This window comes from Mesorhizobium wenxiniae (genome assembly GCF_002284535.1).
Lineage (GTDB): Bacteria > Pseudomonadota > Alphaproteobacteria > Rhizobiales > Rhizobiaceae > Mesorhizobium > Mesorhizobium wenxiniae.
The window spans coordinates 429,191-442,487 of record NZ_NPKH01000014.1; the positions used below are offsets into that span (position 1 = coordinate 429,191).

General features: G+C 63.2%; 13 protein-coding genes. 1 reads left to right on the top strand and 12 read right to left on the bottom strand.

The features are described 5' to 3' along the window. Nucleotides 1-323 precede the first annotated feature (323 nt). The 8 genes from CIT31_RS07430 to uxaC all read right to left on the bottom strand — a co-directional run bounded on the left by CIT31_RS07430 (nucleotide 324) and on the right by uxaC (nucleotide 7,457). Entirely contained in the window at nucleotides 324-662 is a 339-nt protein-coding gene (locus CIT31_RS07430; protein WP_065011190.1) for a cupin domain-containing protein, read from the bottom strand. 20 nt (nucleotides 663-682) lie between these two features. Continuing rightward, nucleotides 683-1,450, bottom strand: coding sequence for a 2-dehydro-3-deoxy-D-gluconate 5-dehydrogenase KduD (gene kduD, locus CIT31_RS07435; protein ID WP_095518043.1), 768 nt, complete (start codon nucleotides 1,448-1,450; stop codon nucleotides 683-685). Beyond that, nucleotides 1,447-2,304, bottom strand: coding sequence for a 5-dehydro-4-deoxy-D-glucuronate isomerase (kduI, locus tag CIT31_RS07440; protein WP_095518044.1), 858 nt, complete (start codon nucleotides 2,302-2,304; stop codon nucleotides 1,447-1,449). Before kduI ends, kduD begins: the two co-directional genes overlap by 4 nt. Nucleotides 2,305-2,331: 27 nt before the next feature. Next, entirely contained in the window at nucleotides 2,332-3,108 is a 777-nt protein-coding gene (locus tag CIT31_RS07445) for a FadR/GntR family transcriptional regulator (RefSeq protein WP_095518045.1), read from the bottom strand. Nucleotides 3,109-3,117: 9 nt separating this feature from the next. Continuing rightward, complete coding sequence (locus CIT31_RS07450) at nucleotides 3,118-4,398, bottom strand: TRAP transporter large permease (RefSeq protein WP_095518046.1); 1,281 nt, start codon at nucleotides 4,396-4,398, stop codon at nucleotides 3,118-3,120. Nucleotides 4,399-4,402: 4 nt separating this feature from the next. After that, nucleotides 4,403-4,930, bottom strand: a complete 528-nt coding sequence (locus tag CIT31_RS07455; RefSeq protein WP_095518047.1) for a TRAP transporter small permease — start codon at nucleotides 4,928-4,930, stop codon at nucleotides 4,403-4,405. 103 nt (nucleotides 4,931-5,033) lie between these two features. Beyond that, the gene (locus CIT31_RS07460; protein ID WP_095518048.1) at nucleotides 5,034-6,011 is read right to left on the bottom strand and encodes a TRAP transporter substrate-binding protein; all 978 of its coding nucleotides are present in this window, start codon (nucleotides 6,009-6,011) and stop codon (nucleotides 5,034-5,036) included. A gap of 36 nt (nucleotides 6,012-6,047) precedes the next feature. Continuing rightward, complete coding sequence (uxaC, locus tag CIT31_RS07465) at nucleotides 6,048-7,457, bottom strand: glucuronate isomerase (RefSeq protein WP_095518049.1); 1,410 nt, start codon at nucleotides 7,455-7,457, stop codon at nucleotides 6,048-6,050. 176 nt (nucleotides 7,458-7,633) lie between these two features. Between uxaC and CIT31_RS07470 the strand changes: the two genes are divergently transcribed. Then, nucleotides 7,634-9,118, top strand: a complete 1,485-nt coding sequence (locus CIT31_RS07470; protein ID WP_095518123.1) for a mannitol dehydrogenase family protein — start codon at nucleotides 7,634-7,636, stop codon at nucleotides 9,116-9,118. Nucleotides 9,119-9,180: 62 nt separating this feature from the next. Here CIT31_RS07470 and lepB read toward each other — a convergent pair whose 3' ends face one another. The 4 genes from lepB to CIT31_RS07490 form a co-directional block, all read right to left on the bottom strand. After that, nucleotides 9,181-9,825: a signal peptidase I gene (lepB, locus tag CIT31_RS07475; RefSeq protein WP_165778370.1), complete on the bottom strand. Its 645-nt coding sequence runs from the start codon at nucleotides 9,823-9,825 to the stop codon at nucleotides 9,181-9,183. 381 nt (nucleotides 9,826-10,206) lie between these two features. After that, nucleotides 10,207-10,614: a F0F1 ATP synthase subunit epsilon gene (locus tag CIT31_RS07480; protein WP_029349043.1), complete on the bottom strand. Its 408-nt coding sequence runs from the start codon at nucleotides 10,612-10,614 to the stop codon at nucleotides 10,207-10,209. 115 nt (nucleotides 10,615-10,729) lie between these two features. Next, on the bottom strand, nucleotides 10,730-12,313 hold the full coding sequence (gene atpD / locus CIT31_RS07485) for a F0F1 ATP synthase subunit beta (RefSeq protein ID WP_165778371.1): 1,584 nt from the start codon (nucleotides 12,311-12,313) through the stop codon (nucleotides 10,730-10,732). Between the two features lie 73 nt (nucleotides 12,314-12,386). Beyond that, nucleotides 12,387-13,271, bottom strand: coding sequence for a F0F1 ATP synthase subunit gamma (locus tag CIT31_RS07490; RefSeq protein ID WP_095518051.1), 885 nt, complete (start codon nucleotides 13,269-13,271; stop codon nucleotides 12,387-12,389). Nucleotides 13,272-13,297: the final 26 nt, after the last annotated feature.

The window sequence follows — 13,297 nt, forward strand, 5'->3', positions numbered from 1 at the left end:
GACTGGCTTGACCACGGATTCGAATACTTGATCATCCCTCAAGTCCTGTCTCCGTCGGCGCCGTCTGAAAGAATATCCCCTCATTGGCGGATATGGGACGGTGATTCCAGCCCTATTCGCTTTGCCTGTGAATATCGCGTCGGCTCGGGCCGGTTAATCCTATCTTCATCATAATTCGGCAGGTTCAGGTTCTGCGGTGATGTTTTGAGTACCGCGGCGCCACAAGCGCCCAGGCAACACGCCCGCGTCTCTCCGGAGGCGCGGGCTTTTCGTTTGCGAAGATAGCTGCCGCTGCGTAGTGACCTGCGTTCGTTCTTGTAACGTCAGGCGAGGAAATCGGCGCGGTGCGGCGTAAAGCTGTCGACCAGGCGCCCGGCCTCGAGCGCCTTGACGCCATGGACCAAGTTGGATGGGACAATGAAGCTGCTCCCCGTTTCCAGGATCTCGGTCCTGCCGTCGATGGTGACCTCGAAGCGACCTTCGGCGACGTAGCTCGCCTGGACATGCGGGTGCGAATGCAGCGCACCGACACCGCCCTTGTCGAAACCGAACTCGACCATCATCAACTCGTCCGTGTGCAGCAGCACGCGCCTGCGATTGCCATCCGGGGTCGGCGTCCATGCGCCCTCGCCGGCGTGCGAAAATATCTTCGTTCCAGTCATCGCCAAATCCTCATCTGGCCTCATCGCGCCAACCAGCCGCCGTCCACCGGCACCACTGCGCCATGCATGTAGTTTGACGCTGGCGCCAGCAGGAAGACGGCCGCATCGCCGATATCTTCCGGCCCGCCCCAACGCCCGGCTGGAATGCGCGCCAGAATGGCGGCGCTGCGGTCTGGATCGGCACGCAGCGCCTCGGTATTGTTGGTTTCGATGTAGCCGGGCGCAATGCTGTTGACGTTGATGCCTTTCGACGCCCATTCGCAGGCGAGCAACCGGGTGATGCCGAGCACGCCATGCTTCGACGCCGTATAGGAGGCGACGCGGATGCCGCCCTGGAAGCTCAGCACCGACGCGATGTTGACGATCTTGCCGCGCCGTTCCGGATCGGCAAGCACGCGCGTGGCGAAGCTCTGGCTGAGAAAAAAGACTGTCTTCAGATTGACGTCCATGACGTCGTCCCAATCGGCTTGCGTCAGATCGACGGCGTCGGCGCGCCGGATGATGCCGGCATTGTTGACCAGTCCGTCGAGCGGTCCGGTTTCGTCCCAGATGCGATCGAGCATCGCCTGGGCAGCGGCATGGTCGGCAAGATCGCAGCGCACCGCCTCGAAGCGTCCGCCCGACGCAGCGACCTTTTCCGCCGTCTCGTCCATCGCCGAACGGCCGACGCCGACCACCGCACCACCGGCGCGGGCGATCGACAGGGCGATACCCTGGCCGATGCCGGTGTTGGCGCCGGTGACGAGGATGCGCTTGCCGGCTAGGCTAAAAGCGGAAAGGTCGCTCACCGCAACTCTTCCATCGCGACTGGATCGACGTCGGTATAGTCGACATTGTCGCCGGCCATCGCCCAGATGAAGGCATAGTTGGACGTACCGGCGCCCGAATGGATCGACCAACCCGGCGACAGCACCGCTTCTTCATTGCGCATGACGAGATGGCGTGTCTCATCCGGTTCGCCCATGAAATGAAACACACGCGCCGCTTCCGGCAGGTCGAAATATAAGTAGGCCTCCATGCGCCGGTCATGCACATGGCACGGCATGGTGTTCCAGACCGAGCCCGACGCAAGCCGGGTCATGCCGACGACGAGTTGGCAGGTTTTGACGCCTTCGGCATGGATGAACTGGAAGATCGAGCGCTCGTTGCAGGTGGCCTGGCTGCCGAGATCGAGCCGCTTGGCATCGCCGATGCGGATCAGCTGGCTGGGATGGCTCTGATGCGCCGGCGCGCTGAGCAGATAGAATTTAGCCGGCTCGGCTGGGTTGACTGAGGCGAACGACACCTCATTGGCGCCCATGCCGAGATATAGCATGTCGCGCGGCTGCAGCTCGTAGGATCGGCCGCCAGCTTTCACGATGCCGGCGCCGCCGATGTTGACGGCGATCAGTTCGCGGCGATCGAGAAAATTCTTTGTCCCGGTCGGCTTGATCGCTTCCAGCGGCAGCGGGATGCCCGCGGGCATGGCGCCGCCGACGATCATGCGGTCGTAATGTGTGTAGGTCAGGCCGATGCGGCCGAGCTGGAACAGGCCTTCGATCAGGAAATTAAGACGAAGCTCGTCCGTCCCCATCGCCGCGGCAGTAACAGGGTCGATGGCGAAACGCGAAGTGAAGTCGGTGTGATTGTCAGTGTGATTCATTGCTGTCCCATTGGGCTGCCTCATTGGTCATTCGGTTGCCGCGGCCTTGACCGAGTCGGCATAAAAATTCTGACGTGCGTGCAGGCGCTCGCGATAGCGCTGCTGGCTCGCGGTGAGATGGGCGCGCATGGCTTCGCGAGCGGACTCGGCATCGCCTGTCATAATGGCATTCAGGATCACCAGATGCTCGCCTTGCAGCCCGCGCTGATAGGCGTCCGACTGGGCGAGCTCGGTGGACCACGGCGACGTCACGTCGCAAGGAATGGCGCGCCGTCCGAGCACGTCGAGCATCTCGACATAGAACGGATTGTTGGTGGCGCTGGCGATCGCGCGGTGGAAGGCAAGGTCGGCCGGACCTGTCGGCTCGCTGTTCAAGAGCAGCCGCTCGAACTCGAAGAACGCCTCCTGGATCGCTGCTTCCTGCGCGGCATTGCGACGGATAGCGGCGAGCCCGGCGGACTCGATCTCGATCGCCAGGCGCACCTCGAGCACGTTGAGGGCGATCGAATCCTTGATGCCCATATCCGCGGCCAGCGTGCCGAACATCGTCGAGATATGCTCGGTGACGAAGACCCCGGCGCCTTGCCGCGGCTCGACCAGACCGTCGGCGGCAAGCTTGGCCAGCGCTTCGCGGATGACGGTGCGGCTGACCCCGAAAGTTTCGGTCAGCTGGCCCTCGGTCGGCAGCTTTTGGCCCGGCTGGATCTCGCCCGCCTGCAACTGCTTGCGGATCGACGCGACCACGGTCTCCGACAGCTTGGGCTTGCGTTCGACCTTCAGGCTGATCGCCGTATCCGATGCCATTGCCAACCCCTATTTGAAGACGCTCGGCAGCCATAGCGAGATGGCCGGAATGTAGGTGACGAGCCCCAACACCACGAGGCCTGCGCCATAGAATGGCCAGATCGAGCGCATCGCTTCCCAGACGGATATCTTGCCCACTGCGCACGCCACGAACTGCACCGCGCCCACCGGCGGCGTGTTCAGCCCGATGCCGAAGTTGAGGATCATGATGACGCCGAAATGCACCGGATCGACGCCGTAGGCCTGCGCCACGGGCAGGAAGATCGGCGTGCAGATGATGATCGTCGGCCCCATGTCCATGAACGTGCCGAGGAACAGCATCAAGAGATTGAGCAGGAGAAGCACGACCAGCGGATCCTCTGAGATCGCGTTCATCGAGGCTATCAGCGCTGCCGGCACTTTCAGGAAGGCCATCAACCACGAAAACGCCGCCGCCATGCCGATGATAAGCAGCACCATGGCCGTGGTGCGCACCGCGCCATGGGTGGCATGAACGAAACCTTCCCAGGTCATCTGCCGGTAAACCAGGACCGTCACGAGCAACGCATAGATGACGGCGATGCAGGAACTCTCGGTGGCCGTGAACACGCCCGATCGCACGCCGCCGAAGATGATCGCGATCAGCAGCAGGCCGGGCACCGCGATAGCGAAGAGATGCGCGACGGCGGCGAAGCCCGGAAACGGCTCGGTCGGATAACCGCGGGAGCGCGCCACGAAATAGGCGGTGATCATCAGTGCGAGAGCCAATAGCAGCCCCGGGATAATGCCGGCGGTGAACAGGTCGGCGATCGAAATCTTTCCGCCTGCCGAGATCGAGTAGATGATCATGTTGTGCGACGGCGGCAGGAGCAGCGCGATCAGCGCCGCCATCGAGGTGACGTTGACGGCGTAATCCGCTCCATATCCACGCGCCTTCATCTGCGGGATCATCAAGCCGCCTACCGCCGCTGCCTCCGCCACCGCGGAGCCCGAAATGCCGCCGAACAGTGTAGCGGTCGCGATGTTGACCTGCCCGAGGCCGCCGCGCATGTGGCCGACGAGCGAGCCGGCGAAGGCAACGATCTTGCTGGCGATGCCGCCGCGCACCATCAAGTCGCCGGCGTAGATGAAAAACGGAATGGCCAGCAGCGAAAAGACGCTCATGCCGGAATTCAGACGCTGGAACACGATGAGCGGCGGCAGGCCCATGTAGAGGACGGTGGCAAAGCTTGCGACGCCGAGGCAGAAAGCGATCGGCGTGCCGATGAGCATCAGAACGGTGAAGACGCCGAAGAGTATCCAGAGTTCCATGGCGTCAGACCTTCACGTTCGCTGTGTCGAGTTCGGCTGCGACTTCCGCCGGCGGCAGTTCATCGAGCGCATCGTCGATCGGCGCACCGGAAAGGCGAAGCACGATGCGCTCCAGCGTGAAGAGCACGATGAGCGCGCCTCCCGCGACAAGCGGGACGTAGTCCCAGCCTCCTGATATGCCGAGCGACGGCAAGGTGGCACCCCAGGTCAATGCAACCAGCTGGCTGCCATACCAGATCATGCCGATGCCGAAGGCGAGCGCGACGAGGTCCGAGATCATCCTCAGCCAACGCTTGCCGCCTTTCGGCAGGACGTAGAGCAGGACGTCGAAGCCGAGGTGATAGTTCTCGCGCACCCCGACGGCAGCGCCGAGGAAAATGAACCAGCTCATCAGCATCACCGAGCCCTGCTCGGTCCAGCTCGGCGACCGGTTCAGAACATAGCGGCCGAACACCTGCCAGGCGACGAAGCCGGTCATCAGCACCAGCCCGACGCCGGCAATCCACAGCGCCGCCGTGCTGACACGCGACATCACCCGCGCGATGCCGGGCGGGGGCAGTCTCTGTTCTGAGCTGGAGGTCACCGGTTCTCTCCGCAAGAGGATGGCGGCGCGGAATGCCCGCGCCGCCGCTTGATCACTGCACGGCTTTGATGGCCTCGACCATCGCCTTCAGCTTGTCGTCCTTGACGTGCTTTTCGTAGACCGGACCCATCGCGTCGATGAAGGGCTGCTTGTCCGGTGTCGTGATCTGCGAACCGGCCGCCTCGACCTTGGCACGCGATTCCTTGACCTTGGCGGCCCACAGCTCACGCTGCTTGGCGACGCTTTCCTTGGCGGCCGCCTTGAGGATCGCCTGGTCTTCCGGCGTCAGCTTGTCCCAGCTCGACTTCGCCATGACGAAGGCTTCCGGCACCATCGTGTGCTCGTCGAGCGAATAGAACTTGGCGACTTCCGCATGCTTAGCGGTGTCGTAGCTCGGAAAATTGTTCTCCGCGCCGTCGATGACCCCGGTCTCGATCGCCGAATACACTTCGCCATACGGCATCGGCGTCGCGTTGGCGCCGAGTGCAGCCACCATGTCGACGAAGATGTCGGACTGGATGACGCGGAACTTCATGCCGGCCAGATCGGCTACAGTGTTGATCGGCTTCTTCGAATTGTAGAAGGAGCGCGCGCCGCCGTCATAAAAAGCGAGCAGCACCAGCCCGACCTGTTCGAACGCCGCCGCAATCTGGTCGCCGACCGGCCCGTCCATGACCTTGTGCATATGGTCTTCCGAGCGGAAGATGTAGGGCAGCGAGGGCACGGTGGTTTCCGGGATGAGTCCGTTGAACGGCGCCATCGAGACGCGGTTGAGGTCGATCACGCCGGAGCGCACCTGCTCGATCGTGTCCTTTTCCTCGCCGAGCTGCGCGGAATGATAGACATCGACCGAATAGCGGCCGGCCGTGCGCTCTTTGACAAGCTCGCCAAAATATTTGACCGCCTCGACCGTCGGATAGCCGTCCGGGTGCGTGTCGGACGAGCGCAGAACCGTCTGGGCGCTTGCCGTTCCGGCCATCAGCGCGGCGGCCAGTAGCGTAGCTCCCGCCAGTCTAGAAAAATGCAGCATTGGTTTCCTCCCGTTGAACGATGGCGGCAAGCGCCCTTAGAGTCGGTACGCCTTTTTTGCGAGCGTATAGGCAAGTTCCTGCGCCAGCTCGTGCGCCTCGTCTTCGCGGAGCCGATGCTCGGCGACGAGACGCGCAAGAAAGGCGCAATCGACCCGACGCGCCACCTCGTGGCGAGCCGGGATGGATGGAAAGGCGCGGGTGTCGTCGTTGAAGCCGACGGTGTTGTAGAAGCCGGCCGTCTCGGTGGTCATCTCGCGAAACCGGCGCATGCCCTCAGGGCTGTCGTGGAACCACCAGGCCGGCCCGAGCTTCAGCGCCGGGTAGACGCCGGCGAGCGGCGCCAGTTCGCGCGCATAGCTGGTCTCGTCGAGCGTGAAGAGGATGATGGTGAGGTCGCGCTCCAGCCCGACGCAGTCGAGCAGCGGCCTCAGCGCCGTCACATAGTCGGTTCGGATCGGGATATCGAACCCCTTGTCCCTGCCGAACCTCTGGAAGACGGCAGGCGAATGATTGCGCCAGGAGCCGGGATGGATCTGCAGGACCAACCCATCGTCGCGGCTCATCTTGGCCATTTCGGTCAGCATCTGGGCACGAAACAGCTTTCGCTCGCGCTCGTCGTCCGAGCCCCGGCGGATGCGGTTGAACAGCTCCTGTGCGGCGGCATCCGACAGATTGGCGGTCTCCGCTGTCGGATGGCCGTGATCCGACGCGGTCGCGCCAAAACTTTTGAAGAAGGCCCTTCTCTGGCGATGCGCATCGAGATAGCCGGCCCAGGTGCCGGTGTCGCAGCCGGTGATGTCGCCGAGCCGATCGAGATTGGCCGAAAAGCCTTCGAAGTCGGGATCGACGACTGCATCCGGCCGGTAGGCGGTGACGACGCGGCCCTCCCAGCCGCTGTCGCGGATCATCTGGTGCCATCTGAGATCGTCGAGCGCGCCTTCAGTCGTCGCGATGACCTCGATGTTGAAGCGCTCGAACAGTGCTCGCGGGCGAAAATTCTCCCACTGCAGCAGCGTCGCAATTATATCGTAGTGGCGGTCGGCCGTCGCCGCGTTCAGCGGCTCTTCAATGCCGAACAGATGGGCAAGCACATGGTCGAACCACAGGCGCGTCGGCGTGCCGCGGAACAGATAATAGTGCTCGGCGAAGCGCCGCCAGATCGTCCTGCCGTCGGTCTCCACCGGTGAGCCGTCGAGCGTCGGCACACCAAGGTCCTCGAGCCGGACGCCCTGGCTGAACAGCATGCGGAAGATGTAATGGTCCGGCACGATCAACAATTGCGCCGGATCGGGAAACGCCGCGTTGAGCGCATACCAGCGCGGATCGGTGTGACCATGCGGGCTGACGATCGGCAGGTCCTTCACCCCGGCATAAAGCTCGCGGGCAACCGAACGCGGACGCGCCTCCGCGGGAAACAGCAAATCCGGATCGGTCAATGCGGCCACGTCGTTCCTCCCAACCCGGCCATCGGTAGGATCGGAAAGAAATTATGTCAACATACAAAAAATAGATTGTTGTATGATGACTTTTACGCAACGTCAGCCCATTGTGCGGGAAGGAAACGGATGTTACGCCGCATGCTGGCCAACCCCGGCACCAGCTCGATCAGACCCATCGCACGATGACAGACAGACGCCTTTCCAACACTACGCGGCAGGCATTGCCGGCCTCGGTCGCGGTCCCAGGATACGACCGCAACCGTGTCCTACCCGGCATCGTCCATCTCGGCGTCGGCGCATTCCACCGCGCCCATCAGGCAGCCTATGTCGACGATTGCCTGGCGGCGGGAGAGATAGATTGGGGCATTGTCGGCGTCTCGCTGCGCAGCACCGAGACACGCGACGCGCTGGCGCCGCAGGACGGGCTCTACACGCTGGCGGTCAGGAGCAGCGACAGCGAAAGCTTGCGCGTCGTAGGCTCGATCGTGTCGATGCTGGTGGCCCCGGAAAGTCCGGGTGCGGTGCTGGCCGCGCTGACTGACCCGCGCACCTCCATCGTCACGCTGACGATCACCGAAAAGGCCTATCTCAGGGCGGCGGGTGGCGGACTGGACACAGCCCATCCCGACATTGTCCTCGATCTGGCCAACCCGCGCACGCCGCGAACGGCGCATGGTTTTCTGGTCGAATCGCTTGCGCGCCGCCGCGCCGCCGGTATCCAGCCATTCACCGTGCTGTGCTGCGATAACCTCCCGGCCAATGGCGCCACGCTGCACCGGCTGCTGGTCGAATTCGCCGCGTTGCGCGGCACCGATCTCGCCCGCCATATCGCCGACGAGGTGGCGTTTCCGTCGAGCATGGTGGATCGCATCGTGCCGGCGACCACCGATGCCGACCGGGCACGGATATCAGACCAACTCGGCATCGAGGACGCCTGGCCTGTGATGACCGAGCCGTTCTGCCAATGGGTGGTCGAAGATGATTTCCCGGCGGGCAGGCCGGACTGGGAAAAGTTCGGCGTTACTATGGTCGGTGATGTCGGGCCGTTCGAGGACATGAAGTTGCGCCTGCTCAACGGTTCGCATTCGGCCATCGCCTATCTCGGCCTGCTCAGCGGCTACGAGACAGTCGACCGCGCCTTCGCCGATCCGGCGATCCGGCAATTCGTCGACGGATTGTGGGCCGAAGCCATCACAACGCTACCGAAAGACGCCGGGCTCGACACGGCCGACTACACGGCCCAGCTTGCCAAGCGCTATTCGAACACCGCGCTCGCCCATCGGACGGCGCAGATCGCCAATGACGGCAGCCAGAAACTGCCGCAGCGCATCGTTGCCGCGGCAATGGAGCGGATGAGTGCCGGTGCGCCGCCCGCGCATCTGATGCTGGTGGTAGCCGCCTGGATCGGCGCTTGCGAGGCGCGCGGCGAAGCCTTGCCGGAAAGCCATTTCACCGACCCGCTCGACTTGGCCCTGGCTGCACTCGACACTCGGCATCTGTCGGCGGGCGAAACGGTGGCGGCGGTGTTCGACCTGGCCGGCTTCGCCAAGGGCGGTGCTGAGCGCCTGACGCTGATCGACCTCGCGGGCGCCCATCTCGAACGCTTGCGCCAGGGCGGCGTGGCTGCCGCTTTCACAGCGCTGGGCATACAGTGTGCGAAAACATGAGGCAGAACCGCGCGCCGTCGTGCGTGCGGTGGAGGCGGCGACGACTTGAAGCTATTTGCCTGTCAGACCGTCCAAGGTGTGCCGTGACGAGTAGTCGACTCCTCTGGAGTTCCAAAACAGGCGAACGCCCTTGCCGACCAAATTCTCATACGGAATAGTGCCCATATCAAAACGGCTATCGCGGAACTGTCGCGATTGTCGGCAAGCATGAAGTAGCGGCCGGCCGGAACGACAACAGGCTGGGTGTTGTCGCCCGTCGATCCGTCGATCACGTCGAGGACCGAGTAGGAGACGCCGTTCTGCAATGTTTCGCACTGCACTTTGGCCGACCGGATTTCATCGGAGGAGTAAGAACCGGTCTCTTCAAGCTTCACCGCCTGGTCGTTAATGTGAAGGACGCCGTCGTCATCTGGATCTTGTCGCCAGGAAGGCCGACAATGCGCTTGATGTAGTCGGTACGGATCAGACGGCCGCCTGAAGACTGCGATATCGCCTGGCGCCGGCGTCGTATCGAACGTCCGCCCTTCGATCGGCAGCAAGCCAAAGGGGACGCTGTGGCGGCTGTAGCCGTAAGCAAATTTGGACGCGAACAGATAGTCGCCGACCTCAAGCGTTGGCACCATGCTGCTCGCCGGTATTGAGAATGGCTGAAACAGGAACGACCGGATCGCAAACGCAGCCAGACACGAGGCCAGAAAGGCCAGCACCAGAACCGAAAGTCCTTGCACGTACCACGATGCGCAAAGGGAACAACGAGCACCACCGAAAATATCGCTATGCCGATACTTGAAAGATTGGCCAATCCGGAAAGATCGATGCCCGGCAAAACCGGGAACCCGATGTAGCAAAGGGCGGTGCTTGCGGCACTGATCGCGACCAGACTTATGACCGCCAGCTTGCCGCTTCCGATCCAAAGAAATCCGCCGAACGGGCCGCCAAAGGCCGACACCAGGGCCGCCGACCATCTGGATCTCGACCTTGTGTCTTCAGTCACCGGCTACCGCCCCCAAGGCAGACGAGCCAAGACTGTCCATCAAATAAAAAAGCGAGGCAAGCCTCGCTTTGCAATTGCCGGACTGATCTTCGCTTCAAGCAGGCAGGATGGCGCCTTCGAGTGTGGTGAGCTGGCTAAGAAACTGCTCGGCCTTGCTGCGCGTCTGGTCGTCCTTGGCGTCGGCGACGTCTTCCCTGGCTTCCTGGATACGGCGGGTCAGGTCGGCGCGATCGATGTCGCCGACGGCTACTGCCGATTCGGCGAGCAGCGTGCAGCCGGCCGGAACGATGTCGGCAAAGCCGCCGAACACGACGTAGCGTTCTTCCTTGCCTGCCGCGGTCTTCACCGTGACGACGCCCGGCTTGATCGTGGTCATGACCGGCGCGTGATGGGCCATGACGGTCATTTCGCCTTCGGCGCCCGGAATGACGACGGACTCGACCTGCTCGGAAACCAGCAGGCGCTCCGGCGAGACCAGTTCGAATTGGAAAGCTTCAGCCATGATTAATTCAGCGAATGGTGAATGGTGAATGGTGAATGGTCCGAAAGACCTTCACTCAGCCCCGATTTCCAGTCCGCTACTCCCCATTCACAATTCACTACTGACCATTCACCAATTACGCCGCTTCGGCCGCCAGGCGCTGTGCCTTCTCGACGGCTTCTTCGATGCCGCCGACCATGTAGAAGGCGGCTTCCGGCAGGTGGTCATAGTCGCCGTTGCAGAGGCCCTTGAAGCCCTTGATGGTGTCGGCGAGGTCGACCAGCTTGCCCGGCGCGCCGGTGAACACTTCGGCGACGAAGAAGGGCTGCGACAGGAAGCGCTCGATCTTGCGGGCGCGGGCCACCGTCTGCTTGTCCTCTTCGGACAGCTCGTCCATGCCCAGGATGGCGATGATGTCCTGCAGCGACTTGTAGCGCTGCAGGATCGACTGCACCTGGCGCGCGACCTGGTAGTGCTCTTCGCCGACGACCATCGGGTCGAGCATGCGCGAGGTCGAATCGAGCGGATCGACGGCCGGATAGATGCCCTTTTCCGAAATCGCGCGGTTGAGCACGGTCGTCGCGTCCAGGTGGGCGAACGAAGTCGCCGGCGCGGGGTCGGTCAGATCGTCGGCCGGCACGTAGATCGCCTGCACGGAGGTGATCGAGCCCTTGGTCGTCGTCGTGATGCGCTCCTGCAGCGCACCCATGTCGGTGGCCAGCGTCGGCTGGTAGCCCACGGCCGAAGGAATACGGCCGAGCAGCGCCGACACTTCGGAGCCAGCCTGCGTGAAGCGGAAGATGTTGTCGACGAAGAACAGCACGTCCTGGCCCTGGTCGCGGAAATATTCGGCAACCGTCAAGCCGGTCAGGCCGACGCGGGCGCGCGCACCCGGCGGCTCGTTCATCTGGCCGTAGACGAGCGCCGCCTTGGATCCTTCGCCGCCGCCCTTCTTGTTGACGCCGGACTCGATGAACTCATGATAGAGGTCGTTGCCCTCGCGGGTGCGCTCGCCGACGCCGGCGAACACCGAAAAACCGCCATGCGCCTTGGCGACGTTGTTGATCAGTTCCTGGATCAGCACCGTCTTGCCGACGCCGGCGCCGCCGAACAGGCCGATCTTGCCGCCGCGGGCATAGGGCGCAAGCAGATCGAGAACCTTGATGCCGGTGACCAGGATCTGCGCTTCCGTCGACTGCTCGACATAGGTCGGAGCCGGCTGGTGGATGGAGCGCATCTCGATGCCGTCGACCGGGCCTGCCTCGTCGACCGGCTCGCCGATGACGTTGATGATGCGGCCGAGCATGCCGGGGCCGACCGGCACGGTTATCGGTGCGCCGGTGTCATAGACGTCCTGGCCGCGAACCAGACCTTCGGTCGAGTCCATGGCGATGCAGCGCACGGTGTTTTCGCCGAGATGCTGAGCCACCTCGAGCACGAGGCGATTGCCGACATTGGACGTTTCCAGCGCGTTCAGGATCGCCGGCAGATGTTCGCCGAACTGCACGTCGACAACGGCACCGATGACCTGGCGAACCTTGCCGGCCAAGCCAGTCTTGTTGATGGCAACGGTCGGCGCCTTCGCCGCGGCAGCCTTGGCGGGCGCGGCCGCTTTCTTGGCCGGAGCGGCCTTCGCTGCCGCTGCCGGAGCCTTTGCCGGTGCTGCCGCCGTCGCGGCAGCCTTCGGGGCCGCCTTCTGGGGGGTCGCTGCTTTCGCCATCGTCTTTACCCTTTTCGTCTCTTTGTTTCTCACGCAATCCGCCTGAAGGTCGCTGACCTTCATCGGAGCGCGCCTAGAGCGCCTCGGCGCCCGAAATGATTTCGATCAATTCCTTGGTGATCTGCGCCTGCCGCTGGCGGTTGTAGGTGATCGACAATTTGTTGATCATGTCGCCGGCGTTGCGCGTCGCATTGTCCATGGCGCTCATCTTCGCGCCCATCTCGCCGGCCGCGTTTTCGAGCAGCGCACGGAAGACCTGCACGGAAATGTTGCGCGGAATGAGGTCGGAGAGGATTTCGCCCGGCTCCGGCTCGTATTCATAGACGGCATTGCCGCCACCGGCCACCTCGGCGGGGGCGGAGCCCACGCCTGCCGGAATGATCTGCTGCGTCGTTGGAACCTGGCTGATAACCGACTTGAACTGAGAATAGAACAGCGTGCAGATGTCGAAGCCGCCCTCGTTGAAGAGCTGGATGACTTTTTTGGCAATGGCATCGGCGTTGATGAAGCCGAGCGTCTTCACTTCGCGCAGGTCGACGCGCTCGAGGATCAGCGCCGCGTAGTCGCGGCGCAGGATGTCGAACCCCTTCTTGCCGACGCAGATGATCTTGACCTGCTTGCCGTCGGCCAGAAGCTTGCGGATGTGGTCGCGGGCAAGGCGTGCGATCTGCGAATTGAAGCCGCCGCACAGACCACGCTCGGCGGTGCAGACGACGAGCAGATGCACGTCGTCCTTGCCGGTGCCGGTCATCAGCGCCGGGGCCTCGCCACCGCCGCCGATCGCCTGGGTGATGTTGGCCAGCACAGCGCCCATGCGCTCCGAATAGGGGCGCGCCGCTTCCGCCGCTTCCTGCGCGCGACGCAGCTTCGCCGCGGCGACCATCTGCATCGCCTTGGTGATCTTCTGCGTCGCCTTGACCGAGGCGATACGGTTACGAAGGTCTTTTAGTGAAGGCATGCTTCAAACCTGATCCCGTCCGTCCG

What these genes read in the sequence shown, in the direction of transcription:
- CIT31_RS07430 (WP_065011190.1), bottom strand. Translation starts at nt 662, where the DNA reads ATGACTGGAACGAAGATATTTTCGCACGCCGGCGAGGGCGCATGGACG.
- CIT31_RS07455 (WP_095518047.1), bottom strand. Translation starts at nt 4,930, where the DNA reads ATGTCGCGTGTCAGCACGGCGGCGCTGTGGATTGCCGGCGTCGGGCTG.
- CIT31_RS07460 (WP_095518048.1), bottom strand. Translation starts at nt 6,011, where the DNA reads ATGCTGCATTTTTCTAGACTGGCGGGAGCTACGCTACTGGCCGCCGCG.
- CIT31_RS07470 (WP_095518123.1), top strand. Translation starts at nt 7,634, where the DNA reads ATGACAGACAGACGCCTTTCCAACACTACGCGGCAGGCATTGCCGGCC.
- CIT31_RS07490 (WP_095518051.1), bottom strand. Translation starts at nt 13,271, where the DNA reads ATGCCTTCACTAAAAGACCTTCGTAACCGTATCGCCTCGGTCAAGGCG.
- CIT31_RS07445 (WP_095518045.1), bottom strand. Translation starts at nt 3,108, where the DNA reads ATGGCATCGGATACGGCGATCAGCCTGAAGGTCGAACGCAAGCCCAAG.
- kduI (WP_095518044.1), bottom strand. Translation starts at nt 2,304, where the DNA reads ATGAATCACACTGACAATCACACCGACTTCACTTCGCGTTTCGCCATC.
- CIT31_RS07480 (WP_029349043.1), bottom strand. Translation starts at nt 10,614, where the DNA reads ATGGCTGAAGCTTTCCAATTCGAACTGGTCTCGCCGGAGCGCCTGCTG.
- CIT31_RS07450 (WP_095518046.1), bottom strand. Translation starts at nt 4,398, where the DNA reads ATGGAACTCTGGATACTCTTCGGCGTCTTCACCGTTCTGATGCTCATC.
- atpD (WP_165778371.1), bottom strand. Translation starts at nt 12,313, where the DNA reads ATGGCGAAAGCAGCGACCCCCCAGAAGGCGGCCCCGAAGGCTGCCGCG.